The sequence below is a fragment of the Pseudomonas sp. TH49 genome (assembly GCF_016650625.1).
GTDB lineage: Bacteria > Pseudomonadota > Gammaproteobacteria > Pseudomonadales > Pseudomonadaceae > Aquipseudomonas > Aquipseudomonas fluorescens_H.
Genome location: NZ_JAEKFL010000002.1, coordinates 1,319,168 through 1,342,930 on the forward strand (window position 1 = coordinate 1,319,168; position 23,763 = coordinate 1,342,930).

The window sequence follows — 23,763 nt, forward strand, 5'->3', positions numbered from 1 at the left end:
GCGACCGGGCGCCGGCGGTTGAATCATGGCTGAGTGGCGGTTTTGAATTTGGTCCAGGTGCGCATCCGTGCACGCATATCGGCCTGAGGAATGTCCTTGCCCGGGATCAATCGAGCGTAGGTCACCTCATCGAGGTAGATGTCCGGGTTGTTGCGCATCGCCGCATCGACGCTGGCCCGCGCCTTGACGTTGGAAGTCGGGTAACCGGTGAAGTTACTGATCGCCGCCATGTTCTGCGGGCGCATCACAAAGTTGATGAACGCGTAGGCGTATTCCGGGTGTTTCGCATCGACCGGAATCGCCATCGTGTCCATCCACACCGTGGTGCCCTCGCGGGGGATGCGGTATTCGAATCGGGTGGTCTTGCCGGCGCTGTCCGAGGTGCGCTGGGCCTGGGTCATGTCACCGCTGTAACCCAGCGACAGGCACAGGTTGCCGTTGACCAGATCGGTCACCGGTTGCGACTGGAACTTGCGCACGTAAGGCCGCAGCTTCATCAGCACCTCACTGGCCGCTGCCAGATCCGCCGGTTTCGCGCTGCGCGGATCGCGGCCCAGATAATTGAGCACCACCGCCAGCACTTCATCCGGCGAGTCGATCAGCGAAATTCCACAGTCGGCAAACTTCGCCGCCAGCTCCGGTTTGAACAGCATGTCCAGGCTGTTGACCGGTGCGTCGGCCATGCGCTGCTGGATCTGCGCCGCGTTGTACGTCAGGCCGATGGTGCCCCAGGTGTAGGGCACGGTGGCTTTGCTTGAGTGTTCGTAATGGCTGCGTAATTTCTGCAAACCGGGTTCGATGTCGGCCAGCGCCGTCAGCTTCGATTGATCCAGCGGCAACAGGCTGCCGGCCCGCATCAGGCGCTCGGCCACGGTGTCGCCGGGGAAGATCAGGTCATAGCCGCTGCCGCCAGAGAGCATCTTGGCTTCGAGGGTTTCACTGCCGTCCATGACGTCGTAAATCACCTTGATCCCGGTTTCCGCGGTAAAGCGGCTCAGGGTGTCTTCGGCAAAATAATCGGCCCAGTTGTACAGCCGCAGGGTTTTGTCCTCGGCGTGCAGCGACGGGATCACGCATGTCAGCGCCAGACCCAGCGCGCCCAGCAGTCTTTTGTGGTGCGTAGCCATGTTCAAACCCCTTGAGTGTTCCAGCGTGCATGGAGGTGGCGGCCGTCCTGACTGAGCACCGCGCCGTACATGTCCGGCCGCCGGTCGCGGTAGATGCCCCAGCTAAGGCGTTCTTCGCGCATCGCCTCGAGGTCGAAGCCGTGCACCAGCACGCCCGTGCTGTCGCGGTCGGCTTCGGCGAGCAACTTGCCCTTGTGATCGCTGATGAACGACGAACCGTAGAAGCTCATTTGCAGCGACGGATCGGTGGTCGCCACTTCTCGCCCGACCCGGTTGGCGGCTACCACCGGTAGCAGGTTGGCGGCAGCATGACCGCGCATGGTCATCTGCCAGTGATCGCGGGAATCCAGCGCCGTGCATCCCGGCTCGGAGCCAATGGCCGTGGGGAACAGCAACACTTCAGCGCCCATCAACGCCAGACAACGTGCGGTCTCGGGAAACCACTGATCCCAGCAGATACCCACGCCGAGGCGACCGAACGCGGTGTCCCAAACGCGGAAACCGCTGTCGCCGGGGCTGAAATATTCCTTCTCCTGATAACCGATGGCGTTGGGGATGTGGGTCTTGCGATACACCCCCGACAGACGCCCGTCGGCATCGGCCACGCTCAACGAATTGAAGTAGGCATTGCCGGCCTTCTCGAACCAGCTCAGCGGCAGCACCACGCCCAGCTCTTTGGCCAGCGCAGCGAAACGCTGCAGCACGCGGCTGTCGCGGTATTCCTCGGCCAGCGCCAGATGTTTGTGGCTCTGTTCGATGCAGAAATACGGCGTGGCGAACAGCTCCTGCAACAGGATCACCTGCGCGCCCTTCGCGGCGGCCTCACGCACCAGTTGCTCGGCCTGATCGAGATTACTCGGCAGGTCCCAGGTGCACGGCATCTGGGTGGTGGCGATGGTCAGATGGCTCATTGCTCAACCCTCCACTGGCCAGGCGGGTTGCTGCTGGGTGATGCAATGCACCCCTCCGCCGCCATGGGCCAGATGATTGATGCGCACCGGCACCACTTCGCGTCCGGGGAACGCCTGCGCCAGCACTTTGGCCGCCACCTCGTCGGCCTCGATGCCGTAGGCCGGCATGATGATCGCGCCGTTGGCGATGTAGAAATTGGTGTACGAGGCGCAGAACACTTCGGCGTCGCTGTCCACCGCTTCGCTGGCTTCGAACAGTTCGATCAGCTCGAACTTGCGCCCTTGGGCGTCGGTCGCCAACTCCAATGCGCGGCGATTTTCCCGCACCACTTCGGCGTACACCGAACGCTGGTCATGTGTCGCATCCACCAGCAGCACGCCGGGACGAGCGAAGGCGCAGACACCATCGACGTGGCCGTCGGTCATGTCGCCGGTGACGTAATCCGGATCGCCCGGCAACCAGATGGTTTTCTTCACGCCCAATAGACGGCTGAAGATTTCTTCAATCTCGGCTTTGCCGATCCCCGGGTTGCGATTGGGGTTGAGCAGCACCGACTCGGTGGTGATCAGCGTGCCCTCGCCGTCGACATGAATCGCCCCGCCCTCGTTGCTCAGCGGCGTGCCGAAGCATTCCAGCCCCAGATGATTGAGTGCGCGCCGCGCGAGGCTTTCGTCCAGCTCATGCGCTGACTTGCCGCCCCAGGCATTGAAGCGCCAGCTGACACCGGCCAGCCCTTGTTGCGGGTGGCAGACGAAGCTCGGGCCAGAGTCGCGGCACCAACTGTCGTTGACCGCCAGCGGGATCAGCTCGATGTTCGGCCCGCACAGGGCTTTGGCGCTCGCTAGCGCCGACGGATCGACGACCATTTTCACCGGTTCGAAGCGTGCGATGGCGTTGGCGACCCGGGCGAAATCCTTTTGCACCAGCGGCAAGGTCACGCGCCATCCCGACTCCCACAGCGCCTGGTTATGCGGCCAGACCATCCACGTCGCGGCATGCGACACCCATTCGGCAGGCATCATCCAAGCGTTGTTGTTATTCTCGTTGAGCGACATGACAAGCACCTCTCGATTAAGCCATTGTGTTCAATGGAAATTGCCGTGATTTGGCTTGAGGTGAATGCTACCGAGCTAAAACCGCGCCAACAAACGATGGATTTAGCGCACAACTGATTAGAGGAACTTATCGATATGCTCAAGCACTGGCCGCCGCTCAGCTCGCTGCGCGGCTTCGAAGCGGCTGCGCGCCTTGGCAGTTTTCACAAGGCGGCCGATGAGTTGAGCCTCACTCAATCGGCGATCAGCCAGCAAATCCGCAGCCTCGAGGCGTACCTCGAACAGCCACTGTTCTTTCGCAACGGTCGCAGCGTCACGCTGACCGATGCCGGCCACGATCTGCTCAGCACCACCCAGGCGATGCTGCAGCAACTGGCGGTCGGCATCCGGCGTCTGGGGCAATATCAGAAGCCCAACCAACTGGTGCTCAACACCACGCCGGCGTTTGCCCGGCACTGGCTGCTGCCGCGTCTGGCGGATTTTCGGCGTCAGCATCCGCAGGTCGATCTGTGGATTTTCAGCACCGATGAAGTGCCGGACATGGCCACGCAAACCATCGATCTGGCAGTGCGCGACGACATCAGCTCCCAGGCTGAATGCAACTTCAAGGTGCTACATGCCGACCGCCTGTTTCCGGCGTGTCACCCCAACGTGTTGGCGCAACCTGCCGCGCAGCGCACCACCCTGCACGGTGAACGGGAAATGGATTGGAGCCACTGGGCGGTGGAGGCCGGCGTCGATGTCGGGCAGCAGGATCAGGGGCTGAATTTTTCCGATCCGGGCTTGTTGCTCGATGCCGCTGCGGCGGGGTTGGGGATTGCGCTGGTCAGTCAGTTGCTCAGCCGTCAGGCGCAGGAAAACGGGCTGCTGCAACCCTTGGTGGAGCAAACCATTCGTGGCCCGAACTGGGCGCTGTTGACCCATCGCGACAGCGAGAATGACCCGATGGCGCGATGCTTCAGCGAGTGGCTGATCAAAAACCTCGGCGCTCGATGACCGGTGCATGCTGCGCCATCAGCTCGATGATCCAGTCGATGAACACCCGCAGTTTCAGGCTGACATGCCGGTTCGGCGGATATGCCACATAAAGCGGCATCGGTTCGAGTTGCCAGTCCTCGAACAGCGGCACCAACTCACCCCGGGCTTGATGTGCGTGCGACATGTACCTGGGCAACCACAGCACGCCCATGCCGGCCAGACCTGCCGCAAGGTAGGCATTGCCGTCATCGACTGCCAGCACGTGACGCCCCTTGATCTGCAGATGTTCGCTGCCGTTGTGCAAGGCGTAGGGCACCGGTTTGCCGGTGCGCGCCCAGAGAAAGCCGACCACCCGATGATGCGAGTCTTCCAGCTCCCGTGGATGCAGCGGCGTGCCGGCGCGGGCCAGATAACTCGACGCGGCGAAGACCCCAAGCTGAAGATCGGCAACCCGCCGCGCCATCAGTGACTGATCGAGCAATTCGCCGCCGCGTACCACGCAATCAACGTTCTCATCGATGATGTCGACGATGCGGTCGCTGACGCCCATGTCGATCTGAATATCCGGATAACGCGCGTGAAACTCAGGCAATGCCGGCATCAGGATCAGCCTCGCCAGCGGACTTGGCACATCGACGCGCAAGCGCCCTCTGGGCAATGCCGAGGCGCCGGACAGACCGGTTTCAGCGTCGTCCATATCGGCCAACAGCTTGATCACTCGCTCGTAGTAAATCGCGCCATCAGCAGTGACGTTGACCTTGCGCGTGGTGCGATTGAGCAACTTGACCCGCAGCCGGGCCTCCAGTCGCTGCACCAGTTGCGTCACGGTGGTCTTGCTCATGTGCAAGGTCTCGGCAGCCTTGGTGAAACTCCCCGCCTCGACCACCCGGGCGAACGCCTGCATTGCATCAAAACGGTCCACTTTTCGCCCTCGGATTGTTTGGATTTTGCAAACAGTGAACGCCAAGGTTGCGCGTTTATCGCGGCTGCGCAAGTCCCTAAAGTCACCCCATCGTCAATGACCAAACAATGATGGAGACACCCATGACCCAGCGCGACGTCGTTTTCCCGCCAGCCCGCCATGCGCTTTACGAGCGCCATCGTTATTCGCCGGCGATTCGTTCCAACGGTTTTCTGTTCGTCTCGGGACAGGTCGGCAGCCGTGAGGACGGCTCGCCCGAACCGGATCTGCAGGACCAGGTGCGCCTGGCCTTCAACAACCTCAATGCGATTCTCGATGCAGCCGGTTGCAGCTTTGCCGACGCGGTGGACGTCACAGTGTTCATGATCGATCCACAATCGACCTTCGAAACCATCTGGGAAGTAGTGCCGGAGTTCTGGGGCAGCGCACCGTATCCGACGATTACCGCAGTCGGCGTGACCTGGCTGGCCGGGTTTCAGTTCGAGATCAAGGTGATCGCCAGGCTGCGCGAAACGGCCTGATCGTCTGGCGGATTTGCACCGGGGGTCGGCAGTCTTCAGACTGTCCGGCCCGCCTACCCATTTTCCACAACCGCCATGTCAGACCTGTTATTGAAGCCCGCCCTGCCCGGTATCGCCTTACGACGCTGGCGCCTGCTGCATCGCGTCAAACAGACGCATGCGGCGCAGTTGTTCAACGTCACCCAGTCGACCATTTCTCGCTGGGAAAGCGGTGTGCAGGCGCTGGAGCCTATCGCGCAACAACAGCTGGAGCGCTTGCTGGCTGCGCGCCTGGACAGCGCGGCCGATCAGGTATTGGCGCGTCTGGTCGGGGAAAGTCAGCGGCCGATGCACCTGATCTGCGACCTCACCCACCGTTTGCTGGCCTGCTCTCCTGCGCGTGCTGCCGAGTTCACCCAGCCCTTGAGTAAGTTGCTGGGGCAGTCGCTGTGGCGCTTCGCAACGCCGGAAATTGTGCTTAGTGAGTCGGCCCTGACGAGCCGTGGCTGGCACGAGACTCAGGCGCCGCCGGCCGTGGAATTCAGCACCGGCAGCAATGCCTCCGACCTCGTGCCGATTCGTCCCAGCCTGTGCCGCTGGACGCGCATTGCGCTGTCTGACGGTAGCGCCGCGCGTCTGGTGGAAACCCTCTGAACGCATATTTTATGCGTGGACGCCAAGTGTCTTCAGTTCTAGGCTGAGCTTTTCGGCGTATTCAGCCAGGCAGACACATGAACCTCGAAATCATCAAGGGCCGCCTCGAATTTCTGCGCGAAGCAGAAAAACTCAAGGACGTCCTGCGCAGCGCGCACACCTCCAGCGGCCGCACCGAAAGCACCGCCGAACACAGCTGGCGCCTGTGCCTGATGGCGATTGTCTTCGCCGATCAACTGGACGGCCTCGACCTGCTCAAAGTCCTGAAGATGTGCGTGATTCACGATTTGGGCGAAGCCATCAATGGCGATATTCCTGCGGTCAATCAAGCCGCGTTCCCCGACAAGGGCGAACAGGAGCGCAACGACCTTTTGCTGCTGACCCGTTCGCTCGATGAAGCACTGCGCAACGAGATTCTGGCGCTGTGGGACGACTACGAAAATGCGCAGTCCGCCGAAGCCAAAGCGGTCAAGGCACTGGATAAGCTGGAGACCTTGTTGCAGCACAATCAAGGTTTGAACCCGGCGGATTTCGATTACGGTTTCAATCTCGGCTACGGCAAGAAATACACCAGCGCCGACCCGGTTTTCGCCACCCTGCGCGAGCTGATCGACCAAGACACCCGACAGCGCATCAGCGACCGCCAAAGCGGCACCGAGCGATCCTGAATCAGTTGTTTCATCTCAGCCCCAACCGCCGGCATGAAACGTGGAGCAAAACATCCCCGGATACCCGCGCTGGCCTTTGACTGCCCGGCTGCGTATAACCTCGCCGTTTCGTCTAACCTGATTGAGCGCCCGAGCGCGACACCTCGCGCCCTGGCACTTAGAATGCGACGCTCATGAAACGGAGATTTCCATGCTCAAACGAACCCTGGCACTGACTGCTGGTCTGGCCCTGTCTTTTTCTGCTCTGGTGGCGCATGCCGCCGATGTGTTGCGGGTCAGCGCGATTCCCGATGAAGCCCCGACCGAATTGCTGCGCAAGTTCGAGCCGCTGGGCGCGTATCTGGAGCAGCAGTTGGGCATGAAAGTGCAGTTCGTTCCCGTGGCCGACTATCCGGCGGTGGTTGAAGCGCTGGCGACCGATCGCCTCGACATGGCCTGGCTGGGCGGTTTCACTTTTGTTCAGGCGCGCCTGAAGACCGACGCCACCACCCCGGTTATCCCGCTGGTGCAGCGCGAGCAGGATGCGCAGTTCACCAGCAAGTTCATCACCGCCGACCCAAACGTGAAGAGTCTGGCCGACCTCAAGGGCAAGACCTTCGCTTTCGGCTCGGTGTCGTCGACGTCGGGCAGCCTGATGCCGCGTTATTTCATGCTGAAGAACGACAACATCAAGCCTGAAGCCTATTTCAGCCGCGTCGCCTACTCCGGCGCGCATGACGCCACCGTGGCCTGGGTCCAGGCCGGTAAAGTCGACGCCGGTGTGCTGAATGCCAGCGTCTGGCAGAAACTGGTGGATGCCGGCAAGGTCGACACCAGCAAAGTCCACGTGTTCGCCACCACCCCGGCCTACTTCGATTACAACTGGACCGTGCGCGGCACCCTCGACCCGGCGCTGGCGGCGAAGATCAAGAAAGCCTTCCTCGACCTCGACCCGACCAACCCTGAGCAGAAGAAGATTCTTGATCTGCAGGCGGCCAGCCGTTTCATCGACACCAAACCCGAGAACTACAAGGGCATCGAGGAAGCCGCTCGCGCTGCCGACCTGCTGAAATGACCCTGAGCCTCAAACACGCCAGCCTGCACCACGCCAACGGGGTCGACGCGTTACGCGGCGTTGACCTGCAGATTGGCGTGGGCGAACAGGTAGCGATCATCGGCCCTTCCGGGGCCGGCAAGTCGAGTCTGTTGAATCTGTTGGCCACCGCGTTGCGCCCCAGCAGCGGTGAAATCGAGGTGCTGGGCGAGCGTCCCTGGCACCTATCCGCCCATCAACGGCAACGCCTGCGTGCGCGCATCGGTCTGGTTCACCAAGCGCCGCCGCTGCCGCCGCGCCAACGGGTGGTGACGGCGGTGCTGGCCGGCAAACTCGGGCAGTGGAGTCTGGGCAAAAGCCTGCTGAATCTGCTGCATCCCACGGACATTCCCGGCGCCCGTGCCGCCCTCGCCCGCCTGGATCTGGGCGACAAACTCTTCGCTTACTGCCAGCAATTGTCCGGCGGCCAATTGCAGCGCGTAGGCATTGCCCGGGTGCTGTATCAGGCGCCGGAGGTTCTGCTGGCGGACGAACCGGTGTCGGCGATGGACCCGGTGCTCGCCGGGCACACCCTGTCGATCCTCGCGCAGCACGCGCGGGCGCACAACGTCACACTGGTGGCGAGCCTGCACGCGGTGGAACTGGCGCTGGCGCATTTCCCGCGGGTCATCGGCCTGCGCGACGGCCAGATCCTGTTTGACAGCCCTGCCGAACAGGTCAGCCGCGAAATGCTCGACACGCTGTACGCCAACGAGCAATTGCAAAGCCCGACGACGCACAGTGCGCCGCTGATTGTGCAGATCCCGCGATGCTGAGGGCTGATTCACGCGACCCGGCCGCCGCGCCGCGCTTGTTGCTGACTCTGCTGGCGCTGGCCTTGTTGTGGCCGGGCATCCAGCTCAGCGAACTGGATCTGGGGGTGTTGCTGCACAGCGACAGCCAGACCGAAATGGGCCGTTTCATCTCCGGATTCTGGCCACCGGCGCATGACCACGATTTTCTTCAGTTGCTGTTCAAAGCCACCCTACAAACCCTGGCCATCGCCACCGCCGGCATGGCTCTGGCGCTGCTGCTGGCGGTGCCGGCGAGCCTGATTGCCAGCCGCGCACTGTCGTTGTCCTCCGCGTCCCGCGGCGGCATTCCCAGTCGGGTCGGGCGCTTGTTGCGCTGGCCGGTGCGCGGCCTGCTGATCTTCTTGCGCAGCGTGCCCGAGATCGTCTGGGCGCTACTATTTGTGCGTGCCGTGGGCCTCGGCCCGGCAGCCGGTGTGCTGGCGATCACCATCACCTACAGCGGCATGCTCGGCAAGGTCTACGCGGAAATTTTCGAATCCACCGACCAACGCCCGGCGCACGCCTTGATGCAGGCCGGCAGCGGACGACTCGCGGCGTTCGCCTACGGGATTCTGCCGAATGTCGCGGCCGAGCTGCTGTCGTACACGGTGTATCGCTGGGAGTGCGCGATTCGTGCGTCGGTGGTGATGGGATTCGTCGGCGCCGGAGGCCTTGGCCAACAGATCGACCTGTCACTGCGCATGTTCGCCAGCGGTGAAGTGGCGAGCATGTTGCTGACGTTCCTGATTCTGGTGCTCGGTGCCGACCAACTCAGCCGCCTGCTGCGCTGGAGGCTGACATGAATCGCCTGATCAATCTGTTGCTGATCGTCGGCATTGGCGTCGCGGTTATCGCCTCGTTCGGTTACCTCGAACTCGATCTCGGTGAACTCGGCAGCGCCACCAGCCTCAAGCAGATGGGTGCCTACGCGCAGCGTTTTCTCAGCCCGGACCTGAGCGCCACGCATTTGCAGGCGATCCTCAAGGGCGCGCTGGAAACCCTCGCCATGTCGGCCCTCGGCACCCTGCTCGCGGCGGTGTTCGGCATTCTCCTCGCGCTGCCCGCGGCCGGGCGTTTCGGCTGGCCGTTGCAAAGCGCTTCGCGCCTGCTGCTCAACGGCCTGCGGGCGATTCCGGAACTGGTGTGGGCGGCGCTGATGGTGCTCGCCGCCGGCCTCGGCCCGAACGCCGGCACCCTCGCGCTGGCCTTGCACACCACTGGCGTGCTCGGCCGGTTGTTCGCCGAAGCGCTGGAAAACACCCCGCCAGAACCGGCCGAAGCGATCCGCTTGCAGGGCGGCAATCCAGTGCTCGCGTTCTGCTACGGCACCCTGCCCAACCTCGCCCCGCAATTGCTCGCGTATTGCCTGTATCGCTGGGAAAACAATATTCGCATGGCCAGTGTGCTGGGGTTTGTCGGTGCCGGTGGTTTGGGGCAGATGCTGTATGTCAGCCTGAGCCTGTTTCAGGAAGCGCAGGCGAGTACGGTGATTCTGGCGATGCTGATTCTGGTGCTGGGCGTGGATTCGCTGAGTGCATGGAGCCGGCAGCGCTGGGTCAAGGCTTGACCTATTAAAATGCACACCAGAATTTGCACTGCTAAAATTTCTGCCTTTTCCGGATAGTCACACCCGCTCATGGACGCTCAGGGCTCAACATGCAAACGCACAGAAACATTAGTACTCGCAATCAACTCTGCCCTAGATGCAACTTTGATTTACTCAATCAATCGATCACAGTAGACAGATCGGAGGATACCCTTTGAGACTCGGTAACATTCGTCTTAAAAACTACCGAGGTTTCGAAAGGTTTAACCTCAAATTACACCCCGACGTGACAGTCATTGTAGGTGTGAACGGTTGCGGCAAAACAACGTTGATGAGCGCTTTGAGGCTGCTACTTTGGTCCTATGTTCGCAACTATGTGGACGATATCAGACCAGGATCACCGCCTCGAATCGATATCGACGATGTACATCGCATCCCAACAGCAAGCGGTGGCATTGCGCTGCAGTTTCCATGTTCAGTTGAAGGGAAGTTTGTCTTTCCTGATGACTGGGACTCTGATGCCTTTGATGAGGACGACGAGGACGATCTCTTTGAGAGTCTCCATTTAAATAAAACTGGATGTGCACTAAAGACTGAAAAAGGCCGACTTCAATGGTCACGCGGTAGTTTTGTCGACGTGCGTGCAGCCGAAAAGGCAATGGATGCAGTATCTGAAGATCTTGATCTTCTTTTGGGAGCTGACGTACGACCTACTGATTTACCGGTTATCGCCTGTTACGGAACAAGTCGCCTTTGGAAAAGAAGTGCAGGCCTGAGAGGAACTGGCCGTTCTACTATCCGATTTGCAGGATACGACGGTGCAACGAGCGTTAAATCGAGCTTCATGAGGCTCGAATGGTTCGTTATGTTTCTCTTTTCTTCAGCGAGCAGTGGATTACTCAATCGCAACTCAATTGCTCTATTGTGGAAGGGGGTGGGCGATGCGATCTGCACCGTCACGGGCTGGCAGGTTCAACTCCCGAGGTCTGGCGAAAAAGATCTGCTTTTCGAGCATGGCTCCGAGAAGCTGAAGCTCTCTCAACTGGGCGATGGTGTTCGCTGCATGATTGAACTGGTCGGTGATCTTGCCTGCCGCTGTGCGCTGTTGAATTACCATTACAAAAAAGACGCCGTGAAGAAAACCTCTGGCGTTGTGCTTATCGACGAGATCGATATGCATCTGCACCCTGGATGGCAACAAACAATTCTGAAGCAACTGCAGGACGCCTTCCCAAAAGTTCAGTTCATTGTTACTACACACAGCCCTCAAGTACTGAGTACGGTGCGGCGGGAAAACATTCGGGTAGTCGACCGCAATGCGAATGGTCAAATCGTGGCAAGTGAACCCCTTGTCCACACCTATGGCGAATCTAGCGGTGACGTACTGCAAAGTGTAATGGAAGTGGATCCACTGCCGCCTGTTCCAGAGAAAACCGACCTGAAGCGCCTCACCGCACTCGTTGACCAAGGTTTCCATGAAGCCCCTGAAAGTGTTCTGTTAATGGAGCAATTGATTGCCACGTTGGGTGAGTTGCACCCACAACTGCTTAGGCTGAAACGGGACATCCAGCGACAAAAGGCGCTGAACAAATGAAATTTATCCGTGAGCGGGTAAACGCGGAAAAATACCTGAAAAAAGAACCACCTCAGACATCTGGACAAGCATCACTCAAATGGAGCTATTTCAAGCACAGAAAGAAAATTTTGAACATCATGCTCTCAGAGCAATACTTTCTGTGTTGCTACAGCGAATTGCGCGCTGATCAGTATCAACTGGGATATCACATTGAGCATCTAGAGAACAAAAGCCAAAGCCCTCAGCGTACTTTCGACAGTAGCAATATAGCGGCGAGCGCCTTACGCAGCGACGAGATAGGCCCCTTTAAAGCAGCTCAGCCTGTCAAACATTCCAAGATGATATTCGGTGGACATGCTCCTAAAAAACAGAAAGCTGTCGACATGCAACGTTTTATTTCACCTCGCCAAGCTGATTGCGCACGCTATTTCTGGTATCTACCGGACGGAAGCGTCGTTCCTGCTGAAGGGTTGAATCAAAAAGATAAAGACTGTGCGCTGTACACCATCGATGTGCTCAATCTAGACAGCCCCTTCTTACGTACAGAACGACGGAAATGGAGACATGAATTAAATGAGCTCTATGAAAAATACAAAAACGATGAGAACGCCCTTCAACGTCTCGCCAGCAATGAACTATTACCTCAAAATGGAAAACTCAGTTCCTTTTTCAGCTTGACCCGGCAGTTCTACAAACGCATTGCGGAAGAAATACTTCAAAAGGGAAGCGACTGAACCCTTTAGATCCCCAGCGCGCGCCTAGCTCCCCGTCGCCAAGCGATACTGGCGCGGAGTAAATCCGGTCGAAGCCTTGAACTGCCGGGTGAACGCGCTGTGGTCGGTATAGCCGCACTGCAGCGCCACTTCGGTGATCGGCAACTCGCCGTGCAACAGCCGATGCGCATGCTCAAGGCGCACTTTCTGGATCATCTGCCGCGGCGTCAGGTGGAACACGCGTTTGCAGTAGCGCTCCAGTTGCGCCACTGAAATCCCGGCGATGCGCGTCAGTTCGCCGAGGCTGACCCGGCGATTGAAATTCGCCCGAATGTATTCATCCACCGCCGCCAGTCGCTGATACGCCGGATGGGTTTCGCTGGCGGTTTGCAGGTCGACGGAAATTCCCGCCAGGCCAATGATCCGATTATTACGGTCGTACAGCGGACGCTTGTGCGTCAGGCACCAACCCGGTTCGCGGCTGCCGTACAGATGCAGCTCCAGCTGATCCTCCAACACAAACCCCTCTTCCAGCACCCGCCGATCCTGCTCGGTATAGCCCGGCCCCAATTGCGCCGGAAACACCTCGGCGCTGGTCTTGCCCAGTAACGGTCGCAAGTCTTTCAAACCGCAGCGCTGCACCAGCGTCTGGTTGGCCATGACATAGCGCGCCTGCAGATCCTTGATGAAGATCGCCGCGTTGGGAATCACGTCGAGCATGGGCAACAGCAGCGCCATGCTGGCGAGCAGATCGTCGAGGCTCTGCGGTCGGCTCGCCTCGTTCTGCTGGCTCAGGATCGCAAACGCGTTCTGCGTCATGACTGTCACTCCCCACGGTGCGCATTGGCTTGCGCGCAGATTGCCCGATGGCCGAGAGCCTGTCGAGCCGGGCCTTTGCCGTTGGCCATTGTGCTGATTTCGTCATCGTCACCGGCAAAAAACATCAATCGCCCATCGCCTGATGAGTTCACTGTAACGCCACTGCACGCCCCTCCAACAACCAACAAGAAGGCGACGCTATGACAGGCCAAGGCAAGTTCAAGAAGCAACTTTCACTGATAGACCTCACGTTCATCGGACTGGGGGCGATCTTCGGTTCGGGCTGGTTGTTCGCGGCCAGTCACGTGTCGGCCATCGCCGGCCCGGCGGGGATCTTTTCCTGGTTGCTCGGCGGTTTCGCCGTGTTGCTGCTGGGCATCGTCTACTGCGAACTGGGCGCCGCACTGCCCCGTGCCGGCGGTGTGGTGCGCTACCCGGTTTACTCCCACGGCCCGCTGCTCGGCTACCTGATGGGCTTCATCACGCTGATCGCGTTTTCCAGTCTGGTGGCGATCGAAGTGGTTGCCTCGCGGCAATATGCGGCGGCGTGGTTTCCCGAGTTGACCAAGGTCGGCTCCAGCGACCCGACCGTGCTTGGCTGGTTCGTGCAGTTCGGGCTGTTGTGCCTGTTTTTCCTGCTCAATTACCGCAGCGTGAAGACCTTCGCCATGGCCAATAATCTGGTCAGCGTGTTCAAGTTCATCGTGCCGCTGCTGGTGATCGGCGTGCTGTTCACCTTCTTCAAACCGGCCAATTTCGAAGTGCATGGATTTGCGCCGTTCGGTCTGTCCGGCATCGAAATGGCCGTGTCGGCCGGCGGGGTGATCTTCGCTTATCTGGGCCTGACGCCGATCATTTCCGTGGCCAGCGAAGTGAAGAACCCGCAACGCACGATTCCGATTGCGCTGATCCTTTCGGTGCTGCTCTCCACCGCTATCTACGTGCTGCTGCAAACCGCTTTCCTCGGCGGCATCCCGACCGAAATGCTCGCCAATGGCTGGGCCGGCGTCGCCAAGGAACTGGCCCTGCCGTATCGCGACATCGCCCTGGCACTGGGCGTCGGCTGGCTGGCGTATCTGGTGGTGGCCGATGCGGTGATCTCGCCCAGCGGCTGCGGCAACATCTACATGAACGCCACGCCACGGGTGATCTACGGCTGGGCGCAGACCGGGACCTTCTTCAAGATCTTTACCCGCATCGATGAGAAGTCCGGCATCCCGCGTCCGGCGCTGTGGCTGACCTTTGGCCTGTCGGTGTTCTGGACCCTGCCCTTCCCGTCGTGGGAAGCGCTGATCAACGTGGTCTCCGCCGCGCTGGTGTTGAGCTATGCGGTGGCCCCGGTGACGGTGGCCGCACTGCGCCGCAACGCGCCGGACATGCCGCGTCCGTTCCGGGTCAAGGGCATGCGTGTGCTCGGGCCGCTGTCGTTCATTATCGCCGCGCTGATCGTCTACTGGTCGGGCTGGGGCACCGTGTCGTGGTTGCTCGGTTTGCAGATTTTGATGTTCGTCATCTACCTGTTGTGTGGGCGCATGGTGCCGACCGCGCACTTGAACCTCGGCCAGCAAGTGCGCTCGTCGGCGTGGCTGATCGGCTTCTACGCGGTGACTATCGTCCTCTCCAAACTCGGCAGCTTCGGCGGTATCGGCGTACTCAGCCATCCGTTCGATACCGTAATCGTCGCGGTCTGCGCGCTGGGCATTTACTACTGGGGCGCCGCCACCGGCGTACCGGCACACCTGATTCGTCTGGAAACCGAAGACGACGAAAGCGAAGCCGCTGAATCCTCCACCCATTCGGCACAGGGCCAGCGCCCTGCTCACGCCTGACTTTGATTGAAGGGACGCGTTCATGAAACGACTGCACATCATCGATTCCCATACCGGCGGTGAACCCACGCGCCTGGTGATGAAAGGCTTTCCCGAGCTGCCCGGCAACAGCATCGCCGAGCAGCGCGATGCCTTGCGCGAAAGCCACGATCAATGGCGCCGCGCCTGCCTGCTCGAGCCGCGTGGCAACGACGTACTGGTCGGCGCGCTGTACTGCGCGCCGGTCTCGCCGGATGCCACTTGCGGGGTGATCTTCTTCAACAACGCCGGCTACCTCGGCATGTGCGGCCACGGCACCATCGGTCTGGTCAACTCGCTGCATTACCTGGGCCGCATCGAACCGGGCGTGCACAAGATCGACACCCCGGTCGGCCCGGTCAGCGCCACCCTGCACGAGGACGGCGCGGTAACCCTGGGCAACGTCCCGGCCTGGCGCTACCGCAAACAGGTGCCGGTGGACGTGCCCGGTTACGGTCGCGTATTCGGCGATATCGCCTGGGGCGGCAACTGGTTTTTCCTCGTCTCCGAGCACGGCCAGGACCTGCAGATGAGCAACGTCGAAGCCCTCACCGATTACACCTGGGCGATGCTCAAGGCTCTGGAAGCCCAAGGCATTCACGGTGAGGACGGCGCGCTGATCGACCACGTCGAGCTGTTTGCCGACGACCCCAAGGCTGACAGCCGCAACTTCGTCATGTGCCCGGGCAAGGCCTACGACCGCTCGCCCTGCGGCACCGGCACCAGCGCCAAACTCGCCTGTCTGGCCGCTGACGGCAAACTCGCTGAAGGCCAGGTCTGGACCCAGGCCAGCATCACCGGCAGCCAGTTCGAAGGCTGCTTCGAATGGCATGGCGAGCGCGTGCGCCCGTTCATTACCGGCCGCGCCTACATGACCGCCGACGCCACTCTGCTGATCGACGAGCAGGACCCTTTCGCGTGGGGCATCTGAGTGCCCCGCTTTCTAACGATCCGAATGAATGTCCCGAGGAGCTACAACAATGAGCGATAACATCTTCACTGGCTGCATTCCCGCGCTGATGACTCCGTGCACCGCCGCGCGCAAACCTGACTTCGACGCACTGGTGGCCAAGGGTCGCGAGCTGATCGATATCGGCATGAGCGCGGTGGTTTACTGCGGCTCGATGGGCGACTGGCCGCTGCTGACCGAGGCCGAGCGTCAGGAAGGCGTGGCGCGTCTGGTAGCCGCCGGGGTACCGACCATCGTCGGCACTGGCGCGGTCAACAGCCGTGAAGCGGTATCCCACGCTGCACATGCGGCGAAAGTCGGCGCCCATGGCCTGATGGTGATTCCACGCGTCTTGTCCCGTGGTGCCTCGGCCACCGCACAAAAAGCCCACTTCGCCGCGATCCTCAACGCCGCGCCGAACCTGCCGGCAGTGATCTACAACAGCCCTTACTACGGCTTCGCCACCCGCGCCGAGCTGTTCTTCGAACTGCGCCGCGAACACCCGAACCTGATCGGCTTCAAGGAGTTCGGCGGTGGCGCCGATTTGCGCTACGCCGCCGAGAACATCACCTCGCAGGACGATGCCGTGACCCTCATGGTCGGCGTCGATACGCAAGTGGTGCACGGTTTCGTCAACTGCAACGCCACTGGCGCGATCACCGGCATCGGCAACGCCCTGCCGCGCGAAGTGCTGCAACTGGTGGCGCTGAGCAAGCAAGCGGCCAAGGGCGATGCCAAGGCTCGACGTCTGGCGCGCGAACTGGAAGCGGCGCTGGCAGTGCTGTCGTCGTTCGATGAGGGCTGCGACCTGGTGCTGTATTACAAGCACCTGATGGTGCTCAACGGCGACCGCGAATACGCCCTGCATTTCAACGAAACCGACGCCTTGAGCGATGCCCAGCGCCGTTACGCCGAGACCCAGTACGCGCTGTTCCGCCAGTGGTACAAAAACTGGTCCGCCGAACAGAACCTCGCCTGACCGCAGTCCCTGCCCCGGTGTGATGCCGGGGCTTCACCTTTTTTATCAAGGAAGCGCCATGACTCTGACAGGCCACATGCTGATCGGCGGCCAAGCCATTGCCGGCAGCCGTGAAGCGATCCGCGCGATCAATCCCGCCACTGACGCGGCGCTGGAACCGGCCTATGCTGGGGGCAGCAGCGAGCATGTCGAACAGGCCTGCACACTGGCGTGGCAAGCCTTTGATCGATATCGCGAGACCTCCCTCAACGCTCGCGCCGAATTTCTCGAAACCATCGCCAATGAGATCGAAGCCCTTGGCGATGCGCTGATCGACCGTGCCGTGGCCGAAACCGGCCTGCCACGCGCCCGTATCCAGGGCGAACGCGGACGCACCTGCGGGCAACTGCGCACCTTTGCCCGCACAGTGCGTGCTGGCGAGTGGCTGGACGTTCGCGTCGATCAATCACAACCCCAGCGCCAGCCGCTGCCACGTTCTGATTTGCGCCAGCGGCAGATCGCGCTGGGGCCAGTGGCCGTGTTCGGCGCCAGCAACTTTCCGCTGGCGTTCTCAGTGGCGGGCGGCGACACCGCTTCGGCATTGGCCGCCGGTTGCCCAGTGATCGTCAAGGCGCACAGCGCGCATCCCGGCACCAGTGAACTGGTCGGCCAGGCGCTGACGCGTGCAGTGAAAAAATCGGGTTTGCCCGACGGCGTGTTTTCGCTGCTGTTCGGTTCCGGCAACGAGGTCGGCATCGCCCTGGTCAGCGATCCGCGCATCAAGGCGGTGGGCTTCACCGGCTCGCGCAGTGGCGGTCTCGCCCTGAGTAAAGCGGCACAGGCACGGCCCGAGCCGATTCCGGTGTACGCGGAAATGAGTTCGATCAATCCGGTGCTGCTGTTTCCCGCAGCGCTTGCCGCTCGCAGTGAGGCGTTGGCGCAGGGTTTTGTCGCCTCGCTGACTCAGGGCGCCGGGCAGTTCTGCACCAATCCCGGGCTGGTCATTGCTCGCCAAGAGGCGGCGCTGGACGCTTTCATCGCCACCGCCACCGAAGGGGTCCAGCGCAGCCCGGCGCAGACCATGCTTACGCCGGGGATCTTCCGCGCCTATGCAAGCGCAGTCGCTGCGTTGGCCGAGCATCCTCAGGCGCAACGCGTGGCCATCGGTCTAGCGGCTGAAGGGCCGAACCAGTGTCAGGCGCAGCTGTTCGTGACCCAGGCGCAGGATTTCCTTGCCGACGCACGCCTGCAAGGTGAAATCTTTGGTGCAGCATCACTGATCGTCCAGTGCGCCAACGACGATGAAATCAGTCAGGTCTGCGAACACCTCGAAGGCCAACTGACCGCCACCCTGCACCTGGATGACGCCGATCTGGATCGCGCCCGGGCCTTGTTGCCGACACTGGAACGCAAGGCCGGACGCCTGCTGGTCAACGGCTGGCCGACCGGGGTCGAGGTGTGTGATGCGATGGTGCATGGCGGGCCGTTTCCGGCCACCTCGGACTCGCGCAGCACCTCGGTCGGTACGGCGGCGATTCTGCGTTTCCTGCGGCCGGTGTGTTATCAGGACTTCCCCGACAGCCTGTTGCCGCCGCCGCTGAAACAAGCGAATCTGCTGCAATTGCGGCGCTTGCTCGACGGTCAGAGGGAGGCCTGACCATGCCCGACAACCTCACAGCGGACAACGCCGATATCGCGGTGATCGGCGCCGGCATCATCGGCGTCACCTGTGCCCTGCAGCTGGCGCGTCAGGGTCAGCGGGTGGTGGTCATCGACAAGCAGCCGCCCGGTCATGGCGCCTCGTTTGGCAACGCCGGGCATCTGGCCACCGAGCAGGTGTTCCCGATTGCCGATGCGTCGATCCTCAAGCGTCTGCCAGCGATGCTGATGGACCCGATGGGGCCGCTGCGCCTGGACTGGAAGTACATGCCGCGCGCTGTGCCGTGGTTCAGCCGATTGTTGCTGAACCTGCGTCCGGCGCCGTTTCAGCGCACCGTGGCCGGTTTGCGCGCGCTCAACGAAAGCAGCCTCGATGCCTGGAAGCGCCTGCTGCAGAGCATCGCCCGCCCCGACCTGCTCAAGGTGGACGGCTCGCTGCTGGTATTCGAGCGCGCCGAATCGCGACAAGCCGTCGAAGCCTTGCTGGCGCGCATGCGTCAGCAACAGGTGCCGGTGGACTTCTGGTCGGCCAGCGCCGTGCGGGACACCGCGCCGCAGCTCAGCGAACAGATTCAGGGCGGGTTGTTCTACCCGCGCACCGGGCATTTTCTTGACCCTTACCGGGTGGTGTGTGAACTGGTGAGCGCGGCGAAAACAGCCGGCGTGCAGTTCCTGGAGCAGGAGGTTCAGGGCGGCCAGTTACAGGAGCATGGCGTGTCGTTGCTCACCGATCAGGGGCGTTTTACTGCACGGCAGGTGCTGATTGCCTGTGGCGCGCACTCAGCGAAACTCACCACCGCACTCACCGGTAAACGCGTGCCGCTGGACACCGAGCGCGGCTATCACCTGATGCTGCCCCACGAGCACGAGCGACTGCCGTTCGCCGTTACCTCGCTGGAGCGCAAGTTCATCATGACGCCGATGGCCGGCGGCTTGCGCCTGGCCGGTACCGTAGAGTTCGCCGGTCTGGAGCGTCCACCCTTTATGGAACGCGCCTGGCAGTTACACCGTTTGAGCAAGGGCTTGTTCCGTCATGATTTGAACGCTGAAGACGCGACGCCGTGGATGGGCTTTCGTCCGTCGCTGCCGGACTCCCTGCCGATCATCGACAAGGTCTGCGACGGCAAGGTACTGCTTGCGTTCGGTCATCAGCATCTGGGGCTGACTCAAGCGGCGGTGACTGCAGAGATGGTCGCGCATCTGGTATCACCCTCAGCGAACTCCGGCTTGCCGGCACTGGATGCCTATCGACTCGGTCGCTTCTGAGATATCGATGAAACGTTTTTGGTTTCATACTGAGCGCCGACCTTGGCCCCGCGCATATGGAACCGACTATGACCTCATCAATGGATACCCCCGAGCCGCAAGCAATCTGCAACCCGATCACCAGCAGCGCGATCTTCATCGTCGCCACGCTGCTGCCCGGGAGCGACGCCGCCAGCCAGGTGCGCGGCTGGTGCGGCGACATCGCCGCCCTCACCCGTTCGGTTGGCAAACGCGTGCCCAGCGGTAACCTGTCGTGTGTCTGCGGGTTCAGCGCCAACGCCTGGGACGCCCTGTTCGGCAGCCCGCGTCCGGCTTCGCTGCATCCATTCCGCGAGTTCGGCGTCGAGGGCCGCCGTGCTGTGGCGACCCCGGGCGACATCCTGCTGCACATCCGTGCCGATCAGATGGACCTGTGTTTCGAACTGGCAACCCAGTTGTGCAGCGCGCTCAATGGCGCGATCACCGTGGTGGATGAGGTGCAGGGTTTCCGCTACTTCGACATGCGCAGCATCATCGGTTTTGTCGATGGCACCGAGAACCCGGTGGGCCGCAAGGCAAACCATTTCACCCTGATCGGCAACGAAGACCCGGCGTTCGAATCCGGCAGTTATGTGCTGGTGCAGAAGTACCTGCACAAGATGGACGCTTGGAATGCGCTGAGCGTGGAGGCTCAGGAGAAGGTGATCGGCCGAACCAAACTGGCCGACATCGAACTCGGTGAAGAAGTGAAGCCGAGCAATTCCCACAGCGCCCTGACCACCATCACCAAGGACGGTCAGGAGCAGAAGATCCTGCGCGACAACATGCCGTTCGGTCGTCCGGGGGCTGGCGAGTTCGGCACCTATTTCATCGGTTACGCGCGTTCGCCGGAACCGATCGAGCAGATGCTGGAGAACATGTTTGTCGGCAAACCCGTCGGCAACTACGACCGTTTGCTCGACTTCAGCACCGCAGTCACCGGGGGGTTGTTCTTTGTGCCGTCAGCCGACTTGCTCGAAGACCTGGCCGAGCGAGAGCCCGCGCAGGCGTGACACCGTAGCGCCACGCCCGCCCGTCACTCAGTGCGGCGCGCGCGGGATGGTTTTCAGCAGGTCTTCCGGGCTGATGTGGCCGACCACGCTGCCCGGTTGCGGCATGTTGAGGATGTGGCCTTTCATCTTGCCGATGATGTGCATCTCGCACGGCTTGCAGTCGAACTTCAGGGTCAGCACTTCGTCGCCGTGAATCAGCTGCATCGGCGCGACCTTGGTGCGCACACCGGTCACGCCTTTGGCCTGTTTCGGGCACAGGTTGAACGAGAAGCGCAGGCAGTGCTTGGTGATCATCACCGGCACTTCACCAGCCTCTTCGTGCGCCTCGTAGGCCGCATCGATCAGCTTCACGCCGTGACGGTGATAGAAGTCGCGCGCCTTCTGGTTGTAGACGTTGGCCAGGAACGACAGGTGCGACTCCGGGTACACCGGCGGCGGCGTGGTTTCAGCCTTGCGGCTGCCACGCGGATGCGCTGCGACACGGGCGGCGGTCAGCGCTTCGATCACTTCGCGGCGCAGGGCCTTGAGCTGCGAGTTCGGAATGAAGAACGCCTGCGGTGCGTCGAGCTTGATGTCGGTGGCGTGGTACTGAGTGGTACCGAGCTGGCCGAGCAGATCCTGCAATTGCTCCAGCGCCTGTTCCGGCTTGTTGGCCACACCGAACGGACCGTTCAGGGTCACGCTGGCACTGATCCCCTCTTCACTGGTTGCGGTCACTTCCAGCTGTTCTTCACGCAGACGTGCGACCCAGCTCAGAGCAATGCGACGCTCAGCAGAAGTCTTCTGCAGCGCCTGTTGCCAGTTGTGGTCGAGGTTGCGGTTCAGCGGATGGTTCGGGCGCAGCTTGTACAGGCCTTCGGGCATCTCGTTTGGCTCGACGCGGTAGCGGTAGCGCTTCTCGCCGTCTTCTTCGAACTCGCCTTTCGGCTCGGCGATGTTGGCGCGGAAACCCACGACTTCACGCTTGACCAGCACGTTGAGGCCATCGCCGTTGGACAACGGCTCCTGAGTCACCACCTGCATGTCACGCTTGCCGACTTTCTCGACCACGCCCACCGGCAGACCGGTGAAGGTCGGCGAGTCGAAGGCGCCGATGTCGATCTTGCGATCGGTGACGAAATAGTCGGTGCTGCCACGGTGGAAGGTTTTTTCCGGGTCCGGCAGGAAGAAGTGCGCGGTGCGGCCGCTGGAAGCGCGGGCCAGGTCCGGACGGTCTTCGAGCACGTCGTCGAGGCGCTGGCGGTAATAGGCGGTGATGTTCTTCACATAGCCCATGTCCTTGTAGCGACCTTCGATCTTGAACGAGCGCACACCGGCCTCGACCAGCGCGCGGATATTGGCGCTCTGGTTGTTGTCCTTCATCGACAGCAGGTGTTTTTCGTAGGCGATCACCCCACCCTTTTCGTCTTTCAGGGTGTACGGCAAACGGCAGGCCTGGGAGCAATCGCCACGGTTGGCGCTGCGCCCGGTCTGCGCGTGGGAAATGTTGCACTGCCCGGAGAACGCCACGCACAGCGCACCGTGAATGAAGAATTCGATGGCGGCATCGGTTTCGTCGGCGATGGCGCGGATTTCTTTCAGGTTCAGCTCGCGGGCCAGTACCAGTTGCGAGAAGCCGGCCTGATCGAGGAACTTCGCCCGCTCAAGGGTGCGGATGTCGGTCTGGGTACTGGCATGCAGCTCGATCGGCGGGATGTCCAGTTCCATCACGCCCAGATCCTGGACGATCAGCGCGTCGACACCGGCATCGTACAACTGGTGGATCAGCTTGCGCGCCGGCTCCAGTTCATTGTCGTGCAGGATGGTGTTGATGGTGGTGAAAATGCGCGCGTGATAACGGCGGGCAAATTCCACCAGCTCGGCGATTTCACTCACCTCGTTGCAGGCGTTGTGGCGCGCGCCGAAGCTCGGGCCACCGATGTACACGGCGTCGGCGCCGTGCAGGATCGCCTCGCGGGCAATCGCCACGTCACGGGCGGGGCTGAGCAATTCCAGATGATGCTTGGGCAAGGACATAGTTTTTTTAGTCAGGCTGTCACGGTTAAGGCGCGCATTGTAGCCGCGAAACTCCCGGGCGGCACGCCTGTGCTGCCAAGTGGCAGATGACCTCGCTCCAATCCGACACGAGAGTCTCCTGTAGGAGTGAGCCTGCTCGCGATGATGGTGGCACAGTCAACGTTGATGGTGGCTGATTTACCGCTATCGCGAGCAGGCTCACTCCTACAGGGGGCGGTCAGGCCTTGGCCGCCATCGCGGTGACTTCCACGCGCATGCCTTCCACTGCCAGCGACGCCACGCCGACCGCAGCGCGCACCGGCCATGGCTTGGCGAAGAAGCGCTTGTAGACTTCGTTGAATGCCGCACGGTCAGCCATGTCGGTGAGGTAGATGGTCAGGTGCATGACCCGATCCATCGAACTGCCGGCCCGCTCCAGCGCCACTTTCAGCGCCTGCAGGGTGCATTCGCTTTGCAGGGTGATGTCGCCCAGCTCCAGGCTGCCGTCGGCGCGGGTCGGGATCTGGGTCGAAACCAGAATGCCGTTGAAACCGACAACGTCGGAGGAAATCGAATCTGCATCCGGATCAGGGGTGAAGCTGAGGTCTTGATTAGCCATGAAAGTCTCTTGTCTGGAGAGATTGAGGGTCGCCGGCCAACGACGCACCGGGACTTTTGCGCGGGCAGTTTACATCAGTCCCCGCTCCGGCTCAGGCCACTGT

Annotated in this window: 23 protein-coding genes; 16 read left to right on the top strand and 7 right to left on the bottom strand. The window is 61.4% G+C overall.

Translation table 11 applies throughout. The features are described 5' to 3' along the window. Positions 1–23 precede the first annotated feature (23 nt). Genes JFU48_RS23360 through JFU48_RS23370 form a run of 3 tightly spaced genes read right to left on the bottom strand, consistent with a single transcriptional unit; the run spans position 24 to position 3,094 of the window. Positions 24–1,127, bottom strand: a complete 1,104-nt coding sequence (locus JFU48_RS23360; protein ID WP_201137813.1) for an extracellular solute-binding protein — start codon at positions 1,125–1,127, stop codon at positions 24–26. 2 nt (positions 1,128–1,129) lie between these two features. Next, positions 1,130–2,038, bottom strand: coding sequence for an N-carbamoylputrescine amidase (gene aguB / locus JFU48_RS23365; RefSeq protein WP_201137814.1), 909 nt, complete (start codon positions 2,036–2,038; stop codon positions 1,130–1,132). Positions 2,039–2,041: 3 nt separating this feature from the next. After that, positions 2,042–3,094, bottom strand: coding sequence for an agmatine deiminase family protein (locus tag JFU48_RS23370; RefSeq protein WP_201137815.1), 1,053 nt, complete (start codon positions 3,092–3,094; stop codon positions 2,042–2,044). A 135-nt stretch (positions 3,095–3,229) separates the two neighbouring features. On the opposite strand from JFU48_RS23370, the gene JFU48_RS23375 reads away from it, so the two are divergent. Next, a complete protein-coding gene (locus JFU48_RS23375) occupies positions 3,230–4,090 on the top strand; it encodes a LysR substrate-binding domain-containing protein (protein ID WP_201137816.1) in 861 nt (286 codons plus the stop codon). On the opposite strand, the gene JFU48_RS23380 is transcribed toward JFU48_RS23375, so the two are convergent. Beyond that, complete coding sequence (locus JFU48_RS23380; RefSeq protein ID WP_201137817.1) at positions 4,068–4,994, bottom strand: LysR substrate-binding domain-containing protein; 927 nt, start codon at positions 4,992–4,994, stop codon at positions 4,068–4,070. The genes JFU48_RS23375 and JFU48_RS23380 overlap by 23 nt on opposite strands. 122 nt (positions 4,995–5,116) lie before the next feature. Between JFU48_RS23380 and JFU48_RS23385 the strand changes: the two genes are divergently transcribed. The 9 genes from JFU48_RS23385 to JFU48_RS23425 all read left to right on the top strand — a co-directional run bounded on the left by JFU48_RS23385 (position 5,117) and on the right by JFU48_RS23425 (position 12,538). Continuing rightward, positions 5,117–5,515 (top strand): RidA family protein, encoded by a 399-nt coding sequence (locus tag JFU48_RS23385; RefSeq protein ID WP_201137818.1) that lies wholly within the window; start codon positions 5,117–5,119, stop codon positions 5,513–5,515. Between the two features lie 75 nt (positions 5,516–5,590). Further along, the gene (locus tag JFU48_RS23390; RefSeq protein ID WP_201137819.1) at positions 5,591–6,148 is read left to right on the top strand and encodes a helix-turn-helix domain-containing protein; all 558 of its coding nucleotides are present in this window, start codon (positions 5,591–5,593) and stop codon (positions 6,146–6,148) included. Between the two features lie 77 nt (positions 6,149–6,225). Beyond that, a complete protein-coding gene (locus JFU48_RS23395) occupies positions 6,226–6,816 on the top strand; it encodes an HD domain-containing protein (protein ID WP_201137820.1) in 591 nt (196 codons plus the stop codon). Between the two features lie 190 nt (positions 6,817–7,006). Then, positions 7,007–7,870 (top strand): putative selenate ABC transporter substrate-binding protein, encoded by an 864-nt coding sequence (locus JFU48_RS23400; protein WP_201137821.1) that lies wholly within the window; start codon positions 7,007–7,009, stop codon positions 7,868–7,870. Next, complete coding sequence (locus tag JFU48_RS23405; protein WP_201137822.1) at positions 7,867–8,664, top strand: phosphonate ABC transporter ATP-binding protein; 798 nt, start codon at positions 7,867–7,869, stop codon at positions 8,662–8,664. The genes JFU48_RS23400 and JFU48_RS23405 overlap by 4 nt, the downstream gene beginning before the upstream one ends. Beyond that, the gene (locus JFU48_RS23410) at positions 8,658–9,485 is read left to right on the top strand and encodes a PhnE/PtxC family ABC transporter permease (protein ID WP_201137823.1); all 828 of its coding nucleotides are present in this window, start codon (positions 8,658–8,660) and stop codon (positions 9,483–9,485) included. Before JFU48_RS23405 ends, JFU48_RS23410 begins: the two co-directional genes overlap by 7 nt. Continuing rightward, positions 9,482–10,249, top strand: a complete 768-nt coding sequence (gene phnE / locus JFU48_RS23415; RefSeq protein ID WP_007969262.1) for a phosphonate ABC transporter, permease protein PhnE — start codon at positions 9,482–9,484, stop codon at positions 10,247–10,249. Before JFU48_RS23410 ends, phnE begins: the two co-directional genes overlap by 4 nt. A gap of 193 nt (positions 10,250–10,442) precedes the next feature. Continuing rightward, a complete protein-coding gene (locus JFU48_RS23420; protein WP_201137824.1) occupies positions 10,443–11,822 on the top strand; it encodes an AAA family ATPase in 1,380 nt (459 codons plus the stop codon). Continuing rightward, positions 11,819–12,538 (top strand): retron system putative HNH endonuclease, encoded by a 720-nt coding sequence (locus tag JFU48_RS23425; RefSeq protein WP_201137825.1) that lies wholly within the window; start codon positions 11,819–11,821, stop codon positions 12,536–12,538. Before JFU48_RS23420 ends, JFU48_RS23425 begins: the two co-directional genes overlap by 4 nt. A gap of 24 nt (positions 12,539–12,562) precedes the next feature. Here the strand turns inward: JFU48_RS23425 and JFU48_RS23430 are convergent, their stop codons facing one another. After that, positions 12,563–13,336: an AraC family transcriptional regulator gene (locus tag JFU48_RS23430; RefSeq protein ID WP_201137826.1), complete on the bottom strand. Its 774-nt coding sequence runs from the start codon at positions 13,334–13,336 to the stop codon at positions 12,563–12,565. 200 nt (positions 13,337–13,536) lie between these two features. On the opposite strand from JFU48_RS23430, the gene JFU48_RS23435 reads away from it, so the two are divergent. The 6 genes from JFU48_RS23435 to JFU48_RS23460 all read left to right on the top strand — a co-directional run bounded on the left by JFU48_RS23435 (position 13,537) and on the right by JFU48_RS23460 (position 21,046). Beyond that, positions 13,537–15,165, top strand: a complete 1,629-nt coding sequence (locus JFU48_RS23435) for an APC family permease (protein ID WP_003224387.1) — start codon at positions 13,537–13,539, stop codon at positions 15,163–15,165. A gap of 22 nt (positions 15,166–15,187) precedes the next feature. Next, positions 15,188–16,114 carry a 4-hydroxyproline epimerase gene (locus JFU48_RS23440; RefSeq protein ID WP_201137827.1) on the top strand — a complete coding sequence of 309 codons (927 nt, stop codon included), beginning with the start codon at positions 15,188–15,190 and terminating at the stop codon, positions 16,112–16,114. Positions 16,115–16,163: 49 nt separating this feature from the next. Beyond that, entirely contained in the window at positions 16,164–17,111 is a 948-nt protein-coding gene (locus tag JFU48_RS23445) for a dihydrodipicolinate synthase family protein (protein ID WP_041072540.1), read from the top strand. Between the two features lie 58 nt (positions 17,112–17,169). Further along, complete coding sequence (locus JFU48_RS23450) at positions 17,170–18,747, top strand: aldehyde dehydrogenase (NADP(+)) (protein WP_201137828.1); 1,578 nt, start codon at positions 17,170–17,172, stop codon at positions 18,745–18,747. Between the two features lie 2 nt (positions 18,748–18,749). Beyond that, the gene (locus JFU48_RS23455) at positions 18,750–20,015 is read left to right on the top strand and encodes an NAD(P)/FAD-dependent oxidoreductase (RefSeq protein WP_201137829.1); all 1,266 of its coding nucleotides are present in this window, start codon (positions 18,750–18,752) and stop codon (positions 20,013–20,015) included. Between the two features lie 68 nt (positions 20,016–20,083). After that, positions 20,084–21,046: a Dyp-type peroxidase gene (locus JFU48_RS23460; RefSeq protein WP_201137830.1), complete on the top strand. Its 963-nt coding sequence runs from the start codon at positions 20,084–20,086 to the stop codon at positions 21,044–21,046. Positions 21,047–21,073: 27 nt separating this feature from the next. Here JFU48_RS23460 and JFU48_RS23465 read toward each other — a convergent pair whose 3' ends face one another. Both JFU48_RS23465 and JFU48_RS23470 read right to left on the bottom strand, forming a co-directional pair. Further along, positions 21,074–23,062, bottom strand: a complete 1,989-nt coding sequence (locus tag JFU48_RS23465) for a peptidase U32 family protein (RefSeq protein ID WP_201137831.1) — start codon at positions 23,060–23,062, stop codon at positions 21,074–21,076. A gap of 217 nt (positions 23,063–23,279) precedes the next feature. Further along, the gene (locus JFU48_RS23470; RefSeq protein ID WP_003224376.1) at positions 23,280–23,660 is read right to left on the bottom strand and encodes a RidA family protein; all 381 of its coding nucleotides are present in this window, start codon (positions 23,658–23,660) and stop codon (positions 23,280–23,282) included. Between the last annotated feature and the right edge of the window lie 103 nt (positions 23,661–23,763).